The sequence below is a fragment of the Neoroseomonas marina genome, assembly GCF_012927745.1.
Lineage (GTDB): Bacteria > Pseudomonadota > Alphaproteobacteria > Acetobacterales > Acetobacteraceae > Neoroseomonas > Neoroseomonas marina.
In genome coordinates, this window is the sequence record NZ_JABBKX010000018.1 from 1 (window position 1) to 15,365 (window position 15,365).

Here is a 15,365-nt window from a genome sequence, read left to right on the forward strand (position 1 = left end):
CTGCTGGCCTCCTGCCCAGCCAGCAGCTTGAATCACATCAGACGCCCGTGCCGGAATCCCCCACGACTCAAAAAGATGCGATCATGCTCTAGTTCACCGGGCGCGCGAGGTGGATGACGAAGGTCCGCGGATCCTCGATATCCATGCTGGCGACCTGGGCGCTGAGGCGGCGGCCGAGGACGTCGCGCCCCATCCAGCGCCGCAGCGAGGCGACGACATCGTTCGTCGTCACGGCGCTGCCGTCATGGAATTTGAGCCCATCGCGCAGGGTGAGGCGCCAAGTCAGCCCGTCCGACGAGGTGACGACCTCCTGGAGCATCTGCGGCTGGGCCTGGAGGTTGCCATCCCAGGAGAACAGGGTCTCATAGACCATCAGGCTGTACAGTCGCGTGATGATAATCGTGGAGAACATCGGGTCGAGCACCGTTAGATCGGCGCTCGGCACCACGCGCAATGTCGTGGTCTGTGCTTCCGCCGGCGCGCCATGCGCCAGACCGCCCGCAACCACCGCACCCAGGATTGCCTTGGCCACCCTGCGCTTCGCAGCCTGCACGACCTTCATGATTGTCTCACCTTGCTGATTCCGGGATATCTCGATGGTCTTCCCGAGGTCGGTGCAAACGATGTTTACTGACGCCTCTCGCAGTTTTCGTGAGGAGCTCTTCGTTTCGATGCGGCGCCCGCTGCCGTCCATGATGAGCCTGCAGGCATTCGAAGCCTCGGCCCGTCACCTCAGCTTTGCCGAGGCCGCCCGCGAGATGAGCCTCACGCAGGGCGCGATCAGTCGGCAGGTGCGCATCCTCGAGGACATGCTCGGCCGCGAACTGTTCGAGCGCACGCGATCCGGGCTGCTTCTGACTGTGGCCGGAGAGGAGTTCCTCCTTGGGATACGCCCTGGCCTGGAGCGCCTTGAGACAGCAACGACGCGTGTGTCCTCGCGGCGGGATGTAAACCGGCGGCTCCATCTGGCGACGCTGCCGGGATTTGGGGCCCGTTGGCTGGTGCCCCGCCTTGCGACCTTCACCAATGCGCACCCCGACATCGATATCGCCTTCTTCACGGCAACCGAGCCCATCGACTTCGAGAAGAACCCGCTGCACGACGCCGCCATCCATTTCGGTACAGCGCCTCAGGTCGGTGCGCAGGGTGACTGGCTCATGGACGAGGAGCCGATACCCGTTTGCCATCCGAGCCTGCGCCATCCTGAAGGCCTGTCACCGGTCGAGGCGATTGGACGCTATCAGCTTCTTCAGCCGCTGCGGCGCGCTTCCGGCTGGGCAGATTGGATGCTTGCCGCTGGCATGGCCGGCGCGCGGGCACGCCAGGGTCTTGCCTTCGAGCAACTACACCTACTGATCGAGGCAGCTCGCGCAGGCCTGGGTCTCGCACTGGTGCCGCGCTTCATGGTCGAGACCGAGATCGCGGGCGGGGCGCTTGTCTCTCCCTTCGACGAGCGCATCAATTCCGGCTGGTGCTACTGGCTGGTCTATCCGAGCAAACGGAAGCCTGGTGACGCACTGAAGCTGTTCCGTCGGTGGCTGTTGGAAGAAAGTCGCCGCGCGGATCACCGCGGCCCGATACGCCCGAGGATGGCTCACAGCCGTTCCCACGTGAGCGCTCAGGCTTCATCCCCGGAGATACTGCATCGTTCGTGATGCATTTCCCAGATGTGGCTGGCCCCAGACTCAAAAACGGACCAATCGAAGGGCGGCTTTCTGGCGCACTCTGACCGAGAAGGGAAGGTGCCATGCGGAGGACGCGGTCACGGAGGAGCAGACGGCCTTTGCGCTGCGACAGACGGAGAGCTGCGCGGCGTTGGAGGAGATCAACTGTCTCAAATCATCCGACGACGGACAGTCGTGAGCGGCCATTCCACCCCGCGGGTGCGCATCCCCCGCTCGGCGCGGTCGGGCGAAGGCATCGAGATCCGCACGTCGATCGAGCATCCGATGGAAACCGGACCGCGCATGGAGGGCGCCCGCGCCGTACCGCGCGACACGCTGGCGCGACTGCTGGTGGGCATGAACGGCGAGACGGTCTTCGCCGCGGGCGTCTGCAACGGGACGTCGGCAAACCCCTACTACGTGATCTTCGTCCGCATGGAGCGGACAGCCTCTTCGAATTCACCTGGACGGATGAGCGCGGACGTATTGCCCGCACGGATGTCCGCGTCAGCGTGAGCTGAGGAGCGAGGGCTTTAAAACCACACAAATCCATCGTCTAAAATCGTTTGGCATCGCGCATCGGCATCGCGACGGGCATTTGCCCGAATTCCATGCGGAATTGATTGTTCCAGAAAGCCAAGGCCGCGCAATCCGGCTGCCGCGATCAGCGTCGTATGGAGAAAAAACTACAGAACAACGTGATTTTGTTGACTCCACAAGAAACGGGCGTTTCATGTCTCCGCATGACGCCCCGCAGCGCCCCTGACGTCCTCGCAGTCATCACGCCATCCGGCGCTATGATGTGCGGCCGCTGCGCCGCCGCTCGCTGTCGACGCTGTCGTCGCGCCGGCTGAATCCACCCGACCAGCCCTTCTTCCACACCACCGGTCACCACCGTTCCCCGGGGCCATGCAGGTCCCGGCGACGGTCCGCGTGACCACCCTGCTCCAAAGGCTCCGATCGTCATGACCTATGCAAACCCCGAGACCATCGCGCTGCACGCCGGCTGGCGGCGCGATCCCGCTACCAAGGCCGTCGCGGTGCCGATCTACCAGACCACGTCCTACCAGTTCGACGACACCGGCCATGCGGCGCGGCTCTTCGCGCTCGAGGAACTGGGCAACATTTATACGCGCGTGAACAACCCCACCGTCGACGTGCTCGAACAGCGCGTCGCGGCGCTGGAAGGCGGGGCGGCAGCCCTGGCCGTCGCCTCGGGCCAGGCCGCCTCGGCCTTTGCGATCCAGAACCTGGCCCATGCCGGGGACAACATCGTCAGCAGCACCGACCTCTACGGCGGCACCTGGAACCTCTTTGCCAACACGCTGAAGGACCAGGGCATCGAGGTCCGCTTCGTCGATCCTTCGGACCCCGAGAACTTCCGTCGTGCCACGGATGTCCGCACCCGCGCCTACTACGCGGAGACGCTGCCCAACCCCAAGCTCGAGGTCTTCCCGATCGCCGAGGTCACGGCGATCGGCCGCCCGCTCGGCATTCCGCTCATCGTCGACAACACCGCGGCACCCCTGCTGGTGAAGCCCTTCGAGCACGGCGCGGCGGTCGTGGTGCACTCGCTGACCAAGTACATCGGCGGTCACGGCACCAGCATCGGCGGGATCATCGTCGATGGCGGCAACTTCGATTGGGCCGCGCATGCGGAACGCCAGCCGGCGCTGCACCGGCCCGACCCGTCCTACCACGGCGCAGTCTGGGTGGAGGCGGCGCGTCCGCTCGGCCCGATCGCCTATGTGCTGAAGGCGCGCGTCACGCTGCAGCGCGACCTCGGTTCGGCCATCTCGCCCTTCAATGCCTTCCAGATCCTGCAGGGGCTCGAGACCTTGCCACTGCGTACCCGCGAGCACGCGCGCAATGCGGAGGAGGTCGCGGACTTCCTTGCCGACCGCCCCGGCGTCACGCGGGTGATCCACCCCAAGCACCTGAAGGGCGAGCCGGCCGTCCGCTCCGCGAAGTACCTGACACGCGGCTTCGGCGGCCTGGTCGGCTTCGAACTTGCCGGCGGCGTGGAGGCCGGGCGCCGCTTCATCGATGCGCTGAAGCTCTTCTATCACGTGGCCAACATCGGCGACGCGCGCAGCCTTGCCATCCATCCGGCGAGCACCACCCACTCGCAGCTCTCGGCCGAGGCCCAGGGGCGCACCGGCGTCTCGCCGGGCTATGTGCGCCTCTCCGTCGGACTCGAGCATATCGACGACATCCTCGGCGATCTCGACCAGGCACTGGATGCAGCCGGGGCGCGGCGCACCGTGCCTGCTGCGGCGGAATGACGCCGTGACCGCGGGCAGGGTCATCGCCTTCCAGGCGACCACCCAGGGCCGCCTGGCGAGCGCAGCGCCGCACTCGATCGCGGCGCTGACGCCGATGCTCGAGGAGATCGCCGCGACCGCTGCAGTGCACGACCGCGACGGCAGCTTCCCCTTCGACAGCCTGGCGCTGCTGCAAAAGGCGGGGATCCTCTCGCTGACGGTGCCGATCGCGCTCGGCGGCGGCGGCGCGGGGCTGGCGTTGGCAGCCGAGGCCGTCAGCCGTGTCGGCGCCGCCTGCCCCGCGACGGCGCTCGTGCTCGCGATGCAGTTCGTCCGCCAGGCGGCGATCGCGCGCAGCGGCATCTGGCCGCTGGATCTCCGCCAACGCATCGGCCGCGAGGCCGTGACGGACGGCGCGCTGATCAATGCCCTGCGCGTCGAGCCGGAACTCGGCTCGCCCACGCGGGGCGGGCTGCCGGCAACGGTGGCGCGGCTGCGCGCGGGGCATTGGTCGATCAGCGGCCACAAGCGCTACGCGACGGGCGCGCCCGGCCTGCGCTGGATGGAAGTCCTCGCCCGCACGGAGGAGGAGCGGCCGCGCATCGGCACCTTTCTGGTGCCCGCCGACGCGCGCGGCGTCGCGCTGGTCGAGACCTGGAACCATCTCGGCCTGCGCGCCTCCGGCAGCCATGACGTGGTCCTGACCGAGGTGGCGGTGCCACTCGACCACGCCATCGGCCTGGTGCCCGCCGCCGAATGGGGGCGGCCGGATCCGGTGCAGTCGGCCTGGACCACGATGCTGGTCTCCGCCGTCTACACCGGCGCGGCGCGGGCTGCGCGCGACTGGATCCTGCGCTTCCTGCATGCGCGCGTGCCGTCGAATCTCGGGGCGCCGCTCGCGACCCTGCCACGGGTGATCGAGGCCGTCGGCGCCATCGAGGCCGCCCTTGCCGCCAATGCGCGCATCACCGAGGCCGTGACCCTCGCCACCGACGCTGGATTCCCGCCGACTACCGCGGAGAGCGGGCTGCTCAAGGTCACGCTGGCCGACAACGCAGTGTTGGCGGTCGAGCGCGCCGTGGCACTCGCCGGCAACCACGCCCACGACCGCGCCCATGCGCTGGAGCGGCACTGGCGCGACGTGCAGTGCGCGCGCGTGCACGTGCCGACCGCGGATGCCGCGCACCTCGCCGCCGGCCGCGCCGCATTGGCGGCCGTCAAACCCCAGGAGACCCCTAAGTGAGCCTGATCCGTCGCCGCATCCTGCTGGCGGGCGCGCTGGCGCTGCCCGCCGTGGCGCGTGCCTCCGAACCCTTTCCCTCGCGGCCGATCCGCTATGTTTGCCCCTTCCCGCCGGGGGCGACGAACGACAACGTCTCCCGCACCATGGCGCGCGCGCTGCAGGCGCGGCTCGGCGTGCCGGTGGTCGTCGAGAACCGTGCCGGCGCCGGCGGCGCGGTGGGTGCCCGCTTCGTCGCGGACAGCCGGCCGGATGGCACGACGCTGCTGAACGCCTCGGCGGGCAACCTCACCATCGCGCCGCATCTCAACAATGTCGGCTACGATCCGCTGCGCGCCTTCGCGCCCATCGCCTCGGCCGGCGAGAGCTACAGCATCGTCGCGGTGAACCCGGCGCTGCCCGTGCGCAGCCTGCCCGATCTGATTGCGTACGGACGCGCCCATCCGGGGAAGCTGAACTACGCCTCCGCTGGCATCGGCTCGGCCGGGCATTTCCGCGGCGCCCTGCTCGCCGAGGAAGGCGGGTTTGAGGCGCTGCACGTGCCGTTCCCCGGCAGCGCGCCCGCCGCGACCAGCGTCGTCACCGGCGACTGCCACGTGATGATCGATCCGATCACCGCCCCGCACGTTGTGGCGGGCCGGTTGCGCGGGCTCGCGACGATCGGGGAGGATCGCTGGGACGCCTTCCCCGATCTGCCCACCAGCGCCGAGCTCGGCATCGGCCACAACTGGCCCTCGGGCGGATGGTTCGCGCTCTTCGCCCCGGCCGCGACCCCGCCCGAGGTCGTCGCCCGCCTCAACGCCGCCTTCAACGACGCGCTGGGCGAGGCCGAGGTCGCCGGCGCGCTGCGCCGCTTCGGACTGCGCCCCGTGCCGCTGACGCCCGGCGAACTCGGCGCGCGCGTCGTCGCCGATCATGCGGCGACCGGCGAGGCACTCCGCCGGCTCTCCATCGCCTGACCGCAAAGCATAGGATCCGCCATGCCCACCAACGACATCGAATTCATCGGCATGATCTCCCACCGCGCGCAGTCGGAGATCCATCCTCCCTCGGGCCCGGTGCTCGATCCCGACTACGTGGTGCGCTTCGCCCGCGCGCACGAGGAAGGCGGCTTCGACCGCATCCTCGTCGCCTGGCATTCGACGCATCCCGACACGCTGCTGGTCGCGAGCCACGCCGCGGCCAACACCAGGCGCATCGGCTTCATGGTCGCGCACCGGCCGGGCTTCATTGCGCCGACGCTCGCGGCCCGGCAGTTCGCGACCTTCGATCAGCTCACCGGCGGCCGCGCCGCGATCCACATCATCACCGGCGGCAATCCGGCCGAGCAGAAGCAGGACGGCGACTTCCTCGATCACGACCAGCGCTACGAGCGCAGCGACGAGTATGTCGGCCTGCTGCGCCGCGTCTGGACCAGCGACGCGCCCTTCGATCATGCGGGGAAGCACTACCGGCTGGAGCGCGCCTTCTCGGATATCAAGCCGGTCCAGAAGCCGCACATCCCGATTTATTTTGGCGGTTCCTCGCGCGCCGCCATCGCGGCAGCCGGACGGCACGCCGATGTCTACGCCTTCTGGGGCGAGACGTTGGACCAGGCACGGGAGACCATCGCCCGCGCGCGCGAAAGCGCGGCCCGCGCCGGGCGCGACCCGGCGTCGATCCGGTTCAGCCTGTCAGTGCGTCCGGTGCTTGGCGCGACGGAGGACTTGGCCTGGGATCGTGCACGCGACATCCTCGAGCGCATCCGCGCGCTGCGCGGCGATGCCTTCGGCAAGGCCAACCCGAAGCCGGAAAGCGAAGGCTCCCGCCGGCTGCTGGAGGCCGCGAAGGGCGGGCGGGTGCGTGACCGTCGCCTCTGGACCGAGGTCGCGGCCGCTGTCGGCGCCGGGGCGAACACGACCGCGCTGGTCGGCACGCCGCTCCAGGTCGCGGAGGCGCTCGCCGAGTACCATGCGCTCGGCGTCACCACCTTCCTGATCCGCGGCTTCGATCCGCTGGACGACGCCATCGCCTATGGCCGCGACCTTCTTCCGGCCACGCGGGAGGTGATCGCCGCCCGCGCCCGTGCCGTGGCGGCCTGAGACCATGACGACGCTGCACGAATACCTGGGTCTCAAGAAGCAGGCCCATCGGGCGCTGAAGCAGAAGGCACGGACGCCGGACTACCGCCCGAACGAGCTGGTGGCACGGGTGACGGTGGAGGGCCGCAGCGGCGTGCGCCGCATCCGCATCCGCGACTTCCAGATCCTGACCGACAGCCCGCCGAGCTTCGTCGGCTACGACCTCGGCCCATCCTCCCCGGAGCTCGCGCTCGGCGCGCTTGGCAGTTGCCTGGCGCATACCTGGCTGATCCAGGCGGCGGCGCACGACCTGCCGCTCGATGCCGTGGAGGTGGAGGTGCGCGGCCGGGTCGACCTTCGAACCGGTGAACCCGGCCACGAGGACATCCCACCCGAGCCTCATGGCATCGCCTTCACCGTCAACCTACTCACCGAGGCCTCGCAGGCCGCCGTCGACGCCGTCGCGGCAGCGGTCGAGTGCACCTGCCCGATCCTCAACCTGCTGCGCCGTCCGCAGCAGGTGACCGCCCGCGTGAACCGCATCGTCGCCGAACTCGAAGGAGCCGCATGATGGCCAACCTGACCGCTTCCCGTCGTTCCCTGCTGCGTGCTGCCGGCGTAGCTGCCCTCGCCGTCCCGGCCGGCGCCATGGCGCCGCGCGCCGCCGCGCCGGTCAGTGCGCTGTTCGATCCGCTGAGCGATCCCTCGGCGATCTGCCGCACCGCGTCCGGGGCGACGCCGGCGCTCACGGCGCCAGGCGCGCGACGGCAACTCAAGCTGACCTGGAACGCCAACGCCATCTGCACCGCCGGCGTTCCGGTGGCGAAGGAGACCGGGATCTTCGAGCGCTACAACCTCGACGTGGAGTTCATCAACTTCGGCGGTTCGACCGACCAGCTGCTCGAGGCGATCGCGACAGGCAAGGCGGATGGCGGGATCGGCATGGCGCTGCGCTGGCTGAAGCCGCTGGAACAGGGGTTCGACGTGCGCATCACCGCCGGCACGCATGGCGGATGCATGCGGCTCTTCACCCAGCAGGCTACCGCGATCAACGCCGTCCAGGATCTGCGGGGGAAGCGCATCGGCGTTTCCGACATGGCTGCGCCGGACAAGAACTTCTTCGCCATCCTCGCGCGCCATGCCGGCATCGACCCGGACCGTGACATCACCTGGCGCCAGTTCCCCGGCGACCTGCTGGGCGAGGCCCTGAAGCGCGGTGATGTCGACGTCATCAGCCAGTCCGACCCGCTCGGCTGGATCGTGCGCGAGCGCGACAACCTGCGCGAGGTCGCGAACAACCTCACCGGACACTACTCCAACCGCGTCTGCTGCGTGGTCGGGCTGCGCGGCTCGCTCATCCGTGACGACCTGGCGGCGGCGCGCGCCCTGACGGCGGCGCTGCTCGAGGCACAGCACTTCGTCCATGACAATCCGGACCGCACGGCCGAGATCTTCGCGCCCTATGCCCGCGTGCCGACGCCGCAGCTCGCCGCCATGCTGCGCAGTCACACCCATGGGCACAATCCGGTCGGGCGGCAGCTCGAGCAGGAACTCGCGGGCTACATCGACGACCTGAAGCTTGTGAACGTCATGCGCCGGAATACCGATCCGGCGCGCCTCGCCGCGCGCATCCACACCGACGTGTTGGGAGGAGCGGTATGAGCAGCACGGCGCAGACAGCGGGCCTCGACCTCGCCGAACGCCTCGCGGCGGCGCGCCCGGCGCCGGGGCTGTGGGCGACCGGGCTGGTTGCCGCCATCGTCTGGCTCGTCGCGGCGTCGATCATCCTGGGGCTGCCGGATGCCGACGACCTCGGCCGCACCGAGGAACTCGCCGGGGCGGCGGCGCTGATCGGTGGCGTCATCCTGGCGGCCACGCTGCTCATCGGCCGCCTGCCCTCGGGGCCCGAGGCGCTCTCGACCCGCATCCGCGCCGGCGGCCCGTGGCTGATCGTGCTGCCGCTCGCGCTCATCGCCTGGGAACTGGTGACGGCGAAACTGGATTGGCTGCCGCGGCCGTTTTTCGCCGCGCCGCAGTCGATCCTCGAGGTCTTCACAGACGACTGGGCGCGCCTCGGGGAAAGCGTGTTGCGCTCGTTGATCCTCGTGGTGCCGGGCTACCTGCTCGGCGCGGCGCTGGGCTTCGTCACCGGTGTCGCCATGGGCTGGTCGCGCCTGGTCGGCTACTGGGTGCATCCGGTGATCCGCCTGATCGGTCCGCTGCCGGCCACCGCCTGGCTGCCGGTCGCCTTCTTCGCCTTCTCGACCAGTCGTGGCGCCAGCACCTTCCTCATCGCGCTGGCGAGCGGCTTCCCGGTCGCGGTGCTGACCTGGTCAGGCGTCGCTAGCGTCGGCAAGTCCTACTACGACGTCGCGCGCACCATGGGTGCCTCACCGTGGTTCCTAGTGCGCAAGGTGGCGGTGCCGGCGGCGATGCCCTCGGTCTTCGTCGGCCTGTTCATGGGCCTCGGGGCGTCCTTCTCGGTACTCGTCGTCGCCGAGATGATGGGCGTGCGCGCCGGCATCGGCTGGTACCTGCAATGGGCCCAGGGCTGGGCTGCCTACGCCAACATGTATGCCGCGCTGCTGGTGATGGCGGTGATGTGCTCCTCGGCCGTCTCGCTGCTGTTCCGCGTGCGCGACCGGCTGCTCTCCTGGCAGAAGGGACTCGTGCGGTGGTGAGCAAGGCCGGTTCCATCGGCATCGAGGGCGTGAGCCACGCCTTCGAGCTCCGCGGACGTACCTTGCCGGTGCTCGACGGGATCGACTTCACCGTCGCGCCCGGGGAGTTCGTCGCGCTGCTCGGACCCTCGGGCTGCGGGAAGTCGACCCTGCTGCGGCTGGTCGCGGGGCTCGAGCCGCCGCGCGCGGGACGGATCCTGGTCGATGACGAACCCGTCGCCGGGCCCGATCCGTCGCGCATCATCATGTTCCAGGACCCTACGCTCTATCCCTGGCGCACGGTGCGGGCGAACGCGCAACTCGGCCTCGAGGCGCGCGGGCAACTGAAGGGGCAGGGCGCGCGGGTGGACGAGGCGCTCTCCCTCGTCGGCCTCGAGAACTTCGCCGGTGCCTATCCGCACGAGCTCTCGGGCGGCATGGCGCAGCGCGCGGCGCTGGCCCGCGCGCTGGTGAACGACCCGCGCGTGCTGATGCTCGACGAGCCGCTCGGCAAGCTCGACAGCCTCACCAGGCTGCAGATGCAGCGCGAGCTCTCGCGGCTTTGGGAACGGGAAGGCTTCACCGTCCTTCTCGTCACCCATGACGTGGAGGAGGCGCTGCTGCTCGCTGATCGCGTGCTCGTGCTGAGCGACCGGCCCGCGCGGATCCTGGCCGACATTGCGGTGGACGAGGCACGTCCGCGCCATCGTGACTCGCCGCGACTGATCGCGCTGCGGCGGGAGATCCTCGAACTGCTGGGGCTGGCGGAAGCGGCCTGACCCGCCGTACCGCCCGAGAAGGAGACAGCCATGCCCGATCACGTCCAGCCGGCCGGCGTCACGGTCCTGGCGTCGCTCAACTTCCTGCATCCTTCCGTCGTGGCGCCGCGCCGCTATGTCGGCGCTCCGCCGCGGGGGGAGGCGCAGGACAACACGCTGACCGCGCAGCATCTTGTGCCGGTCGCGAATGGCCGTGGGCACGAGCACCACTACACGCTCGACACCACCGGCTTCGCGCTGGTGCATGCGCCGAGCGAGGTTCCGGATCTCTACGACGAAGCGGCGATCCTCTCGGCCTACCGGCCCGAGACGGAGGCCCTCGTCCAGCGCGCCACGGGGCGCGACGCGCGTCGTCGCCTTCGACCACAATCTGCGCAATGCCGCGCGCGCGGCGACCGATGCGGCGCTGCGCGGGCCGGCGAAGCGCATCCACAACGACTACACGCCGCGTTCGGCGGCCCAGCGGGTGAGGGACATCCTGCCGGACGAGGCGGATTGGCTGCTCGCCCACCGCTTCGCCATCGTGAACCTCTGGCGCCCGATCGCGCCGGTGCTGGAAAGCCCGCTGGCGCTCGCCGACGGACGCACCGTGTCGGCTTCGGACCTTGTCACGACACGGCTGATCTACCCGGACCGTACCGGCGAGACCTACTCGGTCCTGTTCAATCCGGCGCATCGCTGGACCTACTTCCCCAACCTCCGCCCGGAGGAGGCATTGCTCATCAAATGCCATGACAGCGCGGTGGACGGCCGCGCGACGCTGTCGATCCACGGTGCCTTCGACGATCCGACCTCGCCGCCGGATGCGCCCCCGCGCGAGAGCATCGAGGTCCGTACGCTCGTCTTCTGGGCGCCGGAGCATCCCGCCGATGCCTGAGACGATCATCCTCCCTGGCGGGAAGCAGCGCATCCTTGCCCTGGCCGGGCAGGGCAGCGCGGATGACAGCGGGACGCTGCAACCGCGGGTCCTCCCGGATTATGCCCGGGCGGCCTGCAGGGACCTCGTGCTGGCGGAGCCGGCGTGGATCTCGCCGCAGGGCACGGGTGCGCTGCGCGCCCCTGGTATCGCCCGGGAATCGCATATCGCCGCCTGGTCGGCGGTGGCCGATGCCGTGCATGCCGCCGGTGGGCGCATCGCGCTGGTGATCACCGGCCGCAAGCGTTACCAGACGGCCGAGCGGCGCCGCCTTCCCCTGCTGGAAGCCACCGAGGACGGGCGCTTCCGCCTCAACCCCCTTGCCGCCTGGACGGCCGGGATGATCGAGGCCTATCGCACGATCCACGGCCTGCCGGCGCATCCGATGGCGGCGCAGGGCTACCCGTCGGTCGGTTGCCGCCATTGCACCGACCGGGTCGCGCCGGGCGAGGATGCGCGCGCCGGTCGCTGGCGCGGGCGGGGCAAGGCGGAGTGCGGCATGCACCCTCGCGCCGCCGGGCCGGCGGAGTAAGGAAGGGTCAGGCGGCCACCTCCCAGCGGGGGTGCGATCAGGCCGGCACCTTCGCGAGAAGGTCGCCGTAGTGCCGTTCCGCCACATCCGGATGCGACCGCAACCGGCCCTTGAGATAGTTCTCGCCAACCTGACGGAACAGCGGATTCAGTGGGTCCGCGGTCGGAACCGGCGACCGCACTCGATGCGGAACTCAGGGGGCCTCTCGCCGCCATCGGCATCATCAAGGGCAGGCCCTTCGCGCCGGATGCGCGCATGAAGCGCATCCTCACCGAGACGGCCGCGGTCGCGAACGCGACGCTGCGCGCGCTCTTCACCGCCACGCGCGACCCCGAATGGGCCTATTACCCGGGGCTCGGCCTGGCAGAATCCGCTCTTCATCAGCGGCTCGGAGTTCGAGACGCCGATCCCCGAGATCACCCGCGAGGGGGTGCGCGTGCACCCACCCACCGGCTACCGCGATGAAAATCCGCAGCATGTTCTTCTACGGCATCACCGGCATCACGCCCGCGATGTCGATGCGCCTGCCGGGCATCGGGTCGCAGTACCTTCTGGTCTTCCAGGATGCCGCGAAGCGGCCCTTCGACGGCGCGGCCCATTATCGGGTGACACTGCCGAGGGGCATCCCCGAAGCGAAGTTCTGGTCCTTCACGGTCTTCGACAACCAGACGCGCTCCATGCTCGACACACCGCAGCGCTACCCGCGCGCAGGCAGCCAGTCCTTCCCCTCGCCGGCCGCCACGGCGAGCCCGGACGGCAGCACGGTGATCCACTTCGCACCGACGCAGCCGAACGGCGTGGCCCGCGGCAACTGGATCCAGACGACACCGGGCAGGGGATGGTTCACCATCCTGCGGCTCTACAGCCCACTGGAGCCGTTCTTCGCCAAGACCTGGCGACCGACTGAGGTTGAACGCGCCGGCTAACGGTTCACACGACCCGTCTCGACAATTCGGCGAAGGCGGGGCGAGCCACCCTAACCGCCGACTGTGCCGTCGGCGGAGCGACGCAAAGAAGTATCCAGATTTGGCGCCGTCGCAGCGGAAGTTGCGACGGTCGCTGCTCTGCGACACCGCGCAAACCCGCAGCCTGCTGCGATTCTTCATCCCATTGACGTACATCAATCACCTAAGTTCTCCAGCGACAGTTGAGGATGGTGCGTATTGTCACGCGGGCCTTCCGGCAGGAGTTTGCGGGAGCAGTTTGAAGAAGATCTCCCCCGACGCTCCGGAACTACACCCCCTTGAATTTCAGGAGGACGAGATGAACACAATCCCGTTACTTCGTCGTGGCGCCCTAGCGCTTCCCCTCACCGCGCTTGCCACCCCTGTCTTGGCACAAGGCCAGCCTGTGACGGACGAAGCCGAGGCGACCCGCATCGCCACCGATGCCTACATCTTCGGCTATCCGCTGATCACCACCTTCATGACTCGGCGCGTGATGACGAATATCGAGCGCCCCGAGGGCACGCGAGCGCCGATCAACCAGTTCGCCAACGTGAGGGAGTACCCGAACGCGGCCTTCACCGGCGTGACGGCGCCGAACGCCGACACGCTCTATTCGGAAGGCTGGCTGGACCTGGGCCCCGAGCCGATCGTGGTTTCCTGGCCGGACATGGGCGACCGCTACTACCTGTTCCCCATGCTGGACGGATGGACGAACGTCATTGCGTCGCCCGGCGCGCGCACGACCGGCGGCAGGGCGCAGGCCTACGTCCTCACCGGCCCCCGCTACACCGGTCCTGTCCCAGCCGGCATGCCCCGCATCAGCTCGCCCACGGATCTGCTCTGGGTGCATGGGCGCACCTACTGCGATGGCACGCCGGAGGACTACCGCACCGTGCATGCGTTGCAGGACCAGTATCGCCTGGTGCCGCTCAGCCAATGGGGCCGTGGCGACTACCGGCCGCCGGCCGGTCGCGTCGATCCGTCCGTCGACATGCAGATGGCGGTGCGTGACCAGGTGAATCGGCTGAACCCCGACGACTACTTCAAGCTGTTCGCGCAGCTGATGGAGACGAATCCGCCGGTCGCTGCCGACGCCGCCGCCGTGGCGCAGTTTGCCCGCATCGGTCTCGTGCCCGGCCGTTCCTTTGACCTCAGCGCTCAGCCTGCGGCCGTGCAGCGCGGCTTCGCGGCGGCTCATCGTGCCGGCCTCGAGCGCATCATGGGGCAGGAGCGAAGCGGCGGCCTCGCCATCGAGAACGGGTGGATCGTCACGCTGAAGGCGGGCGTGTATGGCACGGACTACGTGCAGCGCGCCTTCATCACCGCCATTGGCCTCGGCGCAAACGAGCCGCAGGACGCCGTCTATCCGTTCACGCAGCGCGACGAGAAGGGCGAGAAGCTCGACGGCGCGAACCGCTACGTCATGCGGCTGCCGCCTGGTGAGGCGCCGCCGGCGCGGGGCTTCTGGTCGCTCACCATGTACAACGACAAGTGGTTCTTCGTCGCGAACCCGTTGAACCGCTACACCCTGAGCCAGCGCAACGACTTCAAGCGCAACGCCGATGGCTCCATCGACCTGCTGCTGCAGGCGGACAACCCGGGCGGCGATCTCGAGGCCAACTGGCTGCCCGCGCCGCGGGGCGAGTTCATCCTGATGCTGCGGCTCTACTGGCCGGCGCAGGCGCCGGCGTTCTCCGTCCTCAACGGAACGTGGCGGCCGCCGCCCGTTCGTAAGGTGTGAGGACGCGGCACGTTCGAGGACGCAAGGTCGGGCCACCGCGAGGTGGCTCGACCAACCATTGGTGGGAATATCGCTGGCAAATCCCAGCAATCCTGCCGCGCGAGATCAGCGTCGCCCGCGCGGCGCGCCATCAACCTGCCGAGAAGAGCGGCAGGTCGTCGGGCTCGCCGGACTCGAAGTTCGAGACAGTCACGCCGACCAGGCGGATGCCTGCCCGGGGTGGAAAGACGGAGCGGATGAGATCGCGGCTGGCCTGCCGCAGCCGCTCCTGCTCGTTCAGCACGGAGGCATAGCTTCGGCTACGGGTTATCTGCCGGAGGTCCGCGAACCTGACCTTCACTGTCACGGTGCGGCCAAAGGCCTGTGCCTTCTCACACCAGGCTCAGACGTCATCGGCCATAAGCCGACATCTGGCATGGTATCATTAGCGATAGAGGCTTCGTGCTCTTGTGGCGTCATCTGGCACGGCGCCCTCGCGGTGATCTGATCAGCTTAAGGGTCTCACGCTGCGTGAAGGCCTGGAAAGCTAGAATGCTCGGGCTGCGCGACCGTTCCGGGGGCA

At 69.0% G+C, this 15,365-nt stretch carries 16 protein-coding genes and 1 pseudogene; 15 read left to right on the plus strand and 2 right to left on the minus strand.

Going from position 1 to position 15,365, the window contains the following annotated elements:
- Positions 1 to 88 precede the first annotated feature (88 nt).
- Entirely contained in the window at positions 89 to 562 is a 474-nt protein-coding gene (locus tag GWK16_RS24710) for an ABC transporter substrate-binding protein (protein ID WP_170056649.1), read from the minus strand.
- A gap of 34 nt (positions 563 to 596) precedes the next feature.
- Here GWK16_RS24710 and GWK16_RS24715 point away from each other — a divergent pair, with 34 nt between their 5' ends.
- The 15 genes from GWK16_RS24715 (at position 597) to GWK16_RS24785 (ending at position 14,803) form a co-directional block, all read left to right on the plus strand.
- Positions 597 to 1,655, plus strand: a complete 1,059-nt coding sequence (locus GWK16_RS24715) for a LysR substrate-binding domain-containing protein (RefSeq protein WP_170056650.1) — start codon at positions 597 to 599, stop codon at positions 1,653 to 1,655.
- A 204-nt stretch (positions 1,656 to 1,859) separates the two neighbouring features.
- Positions 1,860 to 2,180, plus strand: coding sequence for a thiosulfate oxidation carrier complex protein SoxZ (locus GWK16_RS25830; RefSeq protein WP_170056651.1), 321 nt, complete (start codon positions 1,860 to 1,862; stop codon positions 2,178 to 2,180).
- A gap of 449 nt (positions 2,181 to 2,629) precedes the next feature.
- Positions 2,630 to 3,949, plus strand: a complete 1,320-nt coding sequence (locus GWK16_RS24725) for an O-acetylhomoserine aminocarboxypropyltransferase/cysteine synthase family protein (protein ID WP_170056652.1) — start codon at positions 2,630 to 2,632, stop codon at positions 3,947 to 3,949.
- Positions 3,950 to 3,953: 4 nt separating this feature from the next.
- Positions 3,954 to 5,171, plus strand: coding sequence for an acyl-CoA dehydrogenase family protein (locus GWK16_RS24730; RefSeq protein ID WP_338144563.1), 1,218 nt, complete (start codon positions 3,954 to 3,956; stop codon positions 5,169 to 5,171).
- Complete coding sequence (locus GWK16_RS24735; RefSeq protein ID WP_170056653.1) at positions 5,168 to 6,127, plus strand: tripartite tricarboxylate transporter substrate-binding protein; 960 nt, start codon at positions 5,168 to 5,170, stop codon at positions 6,125 to 6,127. Before GWK16_RS24730 ends, GWK16_RS24735 begins: the two co-directional genes overlap by 4 nt.
- Before the next feature lie 21 nt (positions 6,128 to 6,148).
- The gene (locus GWK16_RS24740; RefSeq protein WP_170056654.1) at positions 6,149 to 7,249 is read left to right on the plus strand and encodes an LLM class flavin-dependent oxidoreductase; all 1,101 of its coding nucleotides are present in this window, start codon (positions 6,149 to 6,151) and stop codon (positions 7,247 to 7,249) included.
- A 4-nt stretch (positions 7,250 to 7,253) separates the two neighbouring features.
- Positions 7,254 to 7,799: an OsmC family protein gene (locus GWK16_RS24745; protein WP_170056655.1), complete on the plus strand. Its 546-nt coding sequence runs from the start codon at positions 7,254 to 7,256 to the stop codon at positions 7,797 to 7,799.
- Positions 7,799 to 8,890 (plus strand): ABC transporter substrate-binding protein, encoded by a 1,092-nt coding sequence (locus tag GWK16_RS24750; protein ID WP_170056656.1) that lies wholly within the window; start codon positions 7,799 to 7,801, stop codon positions 8,888 to 8,890. Before GWK16_RS24745 ends, GWK16_RS24750 begins: the two co-directional genes overlap by 1 nt.
- A complete protein-coding gene (locus GWK16_RS25450) occupies positions 8,887 to 9,909 on the plus strand; it encodes an ABC transporter permease (protein WP_170056657.1) in 1,023 nt (340 codons plus the stop codon). The genes GWK16_RS24750 and GWK16_RS25450 overlap by 4 nt, the downstream gene beginning before the upstream one ends.
- On the plus strand, positions 9,906 to 10,667 hold the full coding sequence (locus GWK16_RS24760) for an ABC transporter ATP-binding protein (RefSeq protein ID WP_338144564.1): 762 nt from the start codon (positions 9,906 to 9,908) through the stop codon (positions 10,665 to 10,667). The genes GWK16_RS25450 and GWK16_RS24760 overlap by 4 nt, the downstream gene beginning before the upstream one ends.
- A 244-nt stretch (positions 10,668 to 10,911) precedes the next feature.
- A complete protein-coding gene (locus GWK16_RS25455; RefSeq protein ID WP_248291621.1) occupies positions 10,912 to 11,544 on the plus strand; it encodes a CmcJ/NvfI family oxidoreductase in 633 nt (210 codons plus the stop codon).
- Positions 11,537 to 12,115 (plus strand): phosphoadenosine phosphosulfate reductase domain-containing protein, encoded by a 579-nt coding sequence (locus GWK16_RS24770; protein ID WP_170056648.1) that lies wholly within the window; start codon positions 11,537 to 11,539, stop codon positions 12,113 to 12,115. Before GWK16_RS25455 ends, GWK16_RS24770 begins: the two co-directional genes overlap by 8 nt.
- A gap of 255 nt (positions 12,116 to 12,370) precedes the next feature.
- Positions 12,371 to 12,580 carry a hypothetical protein gene (locus GWK16_RS25060; RefSeq protein WP_211187725.1) on the plus strand — a complete coding sequence of 70 codons (210 nt, stop codon included), beginning with the start codon at positions 12,371 to 12,373 and terminating at the stop codon, positions 12,578 to 12,580.
- Entirely contained in the window at positions 12,577 to 13,041 is a 465-nt protein-coding gene (locus GWK16_RS25065) for a DUF1214 domain-containing protein (protein ID WP_211187726.1), read from the plus strand. The genes GWK16_RS25060 and GWK16_RS25065 overlap by 4 nt, the downstream gene beginning before the upstream one ends.
- Before the next feature lie 277 nt (positions 13,042 to 13,318).
- Positions 13,319 to 14,803, plus strand: a complete 1,485-nt coding sequence (locus tag GWK16_RS24785; protein ID WP_211187727.1) for a DUF1254 domain-containing protein — start codon at positions 13,319 to 13,321, stop codon at positions 14,801 to 14,803.
- A 130-nt stretch (positions 14,804 to 14,933) separates the two neighbouring features.
- On the opposite strand, the pseudogene GWK16_RS24790 reads toward GWK16_RS24785, so the two are convergent.
- A pseudogene (locus GWK16_RS24790) lies at positions 14,934 to 15,164 on the minus strand (DinB/UmuC family translesion DNA polymerase); the annotation flags it as partial.
- Positions 15,165 to 15,365: the final 201 nt, after the last annotated feature.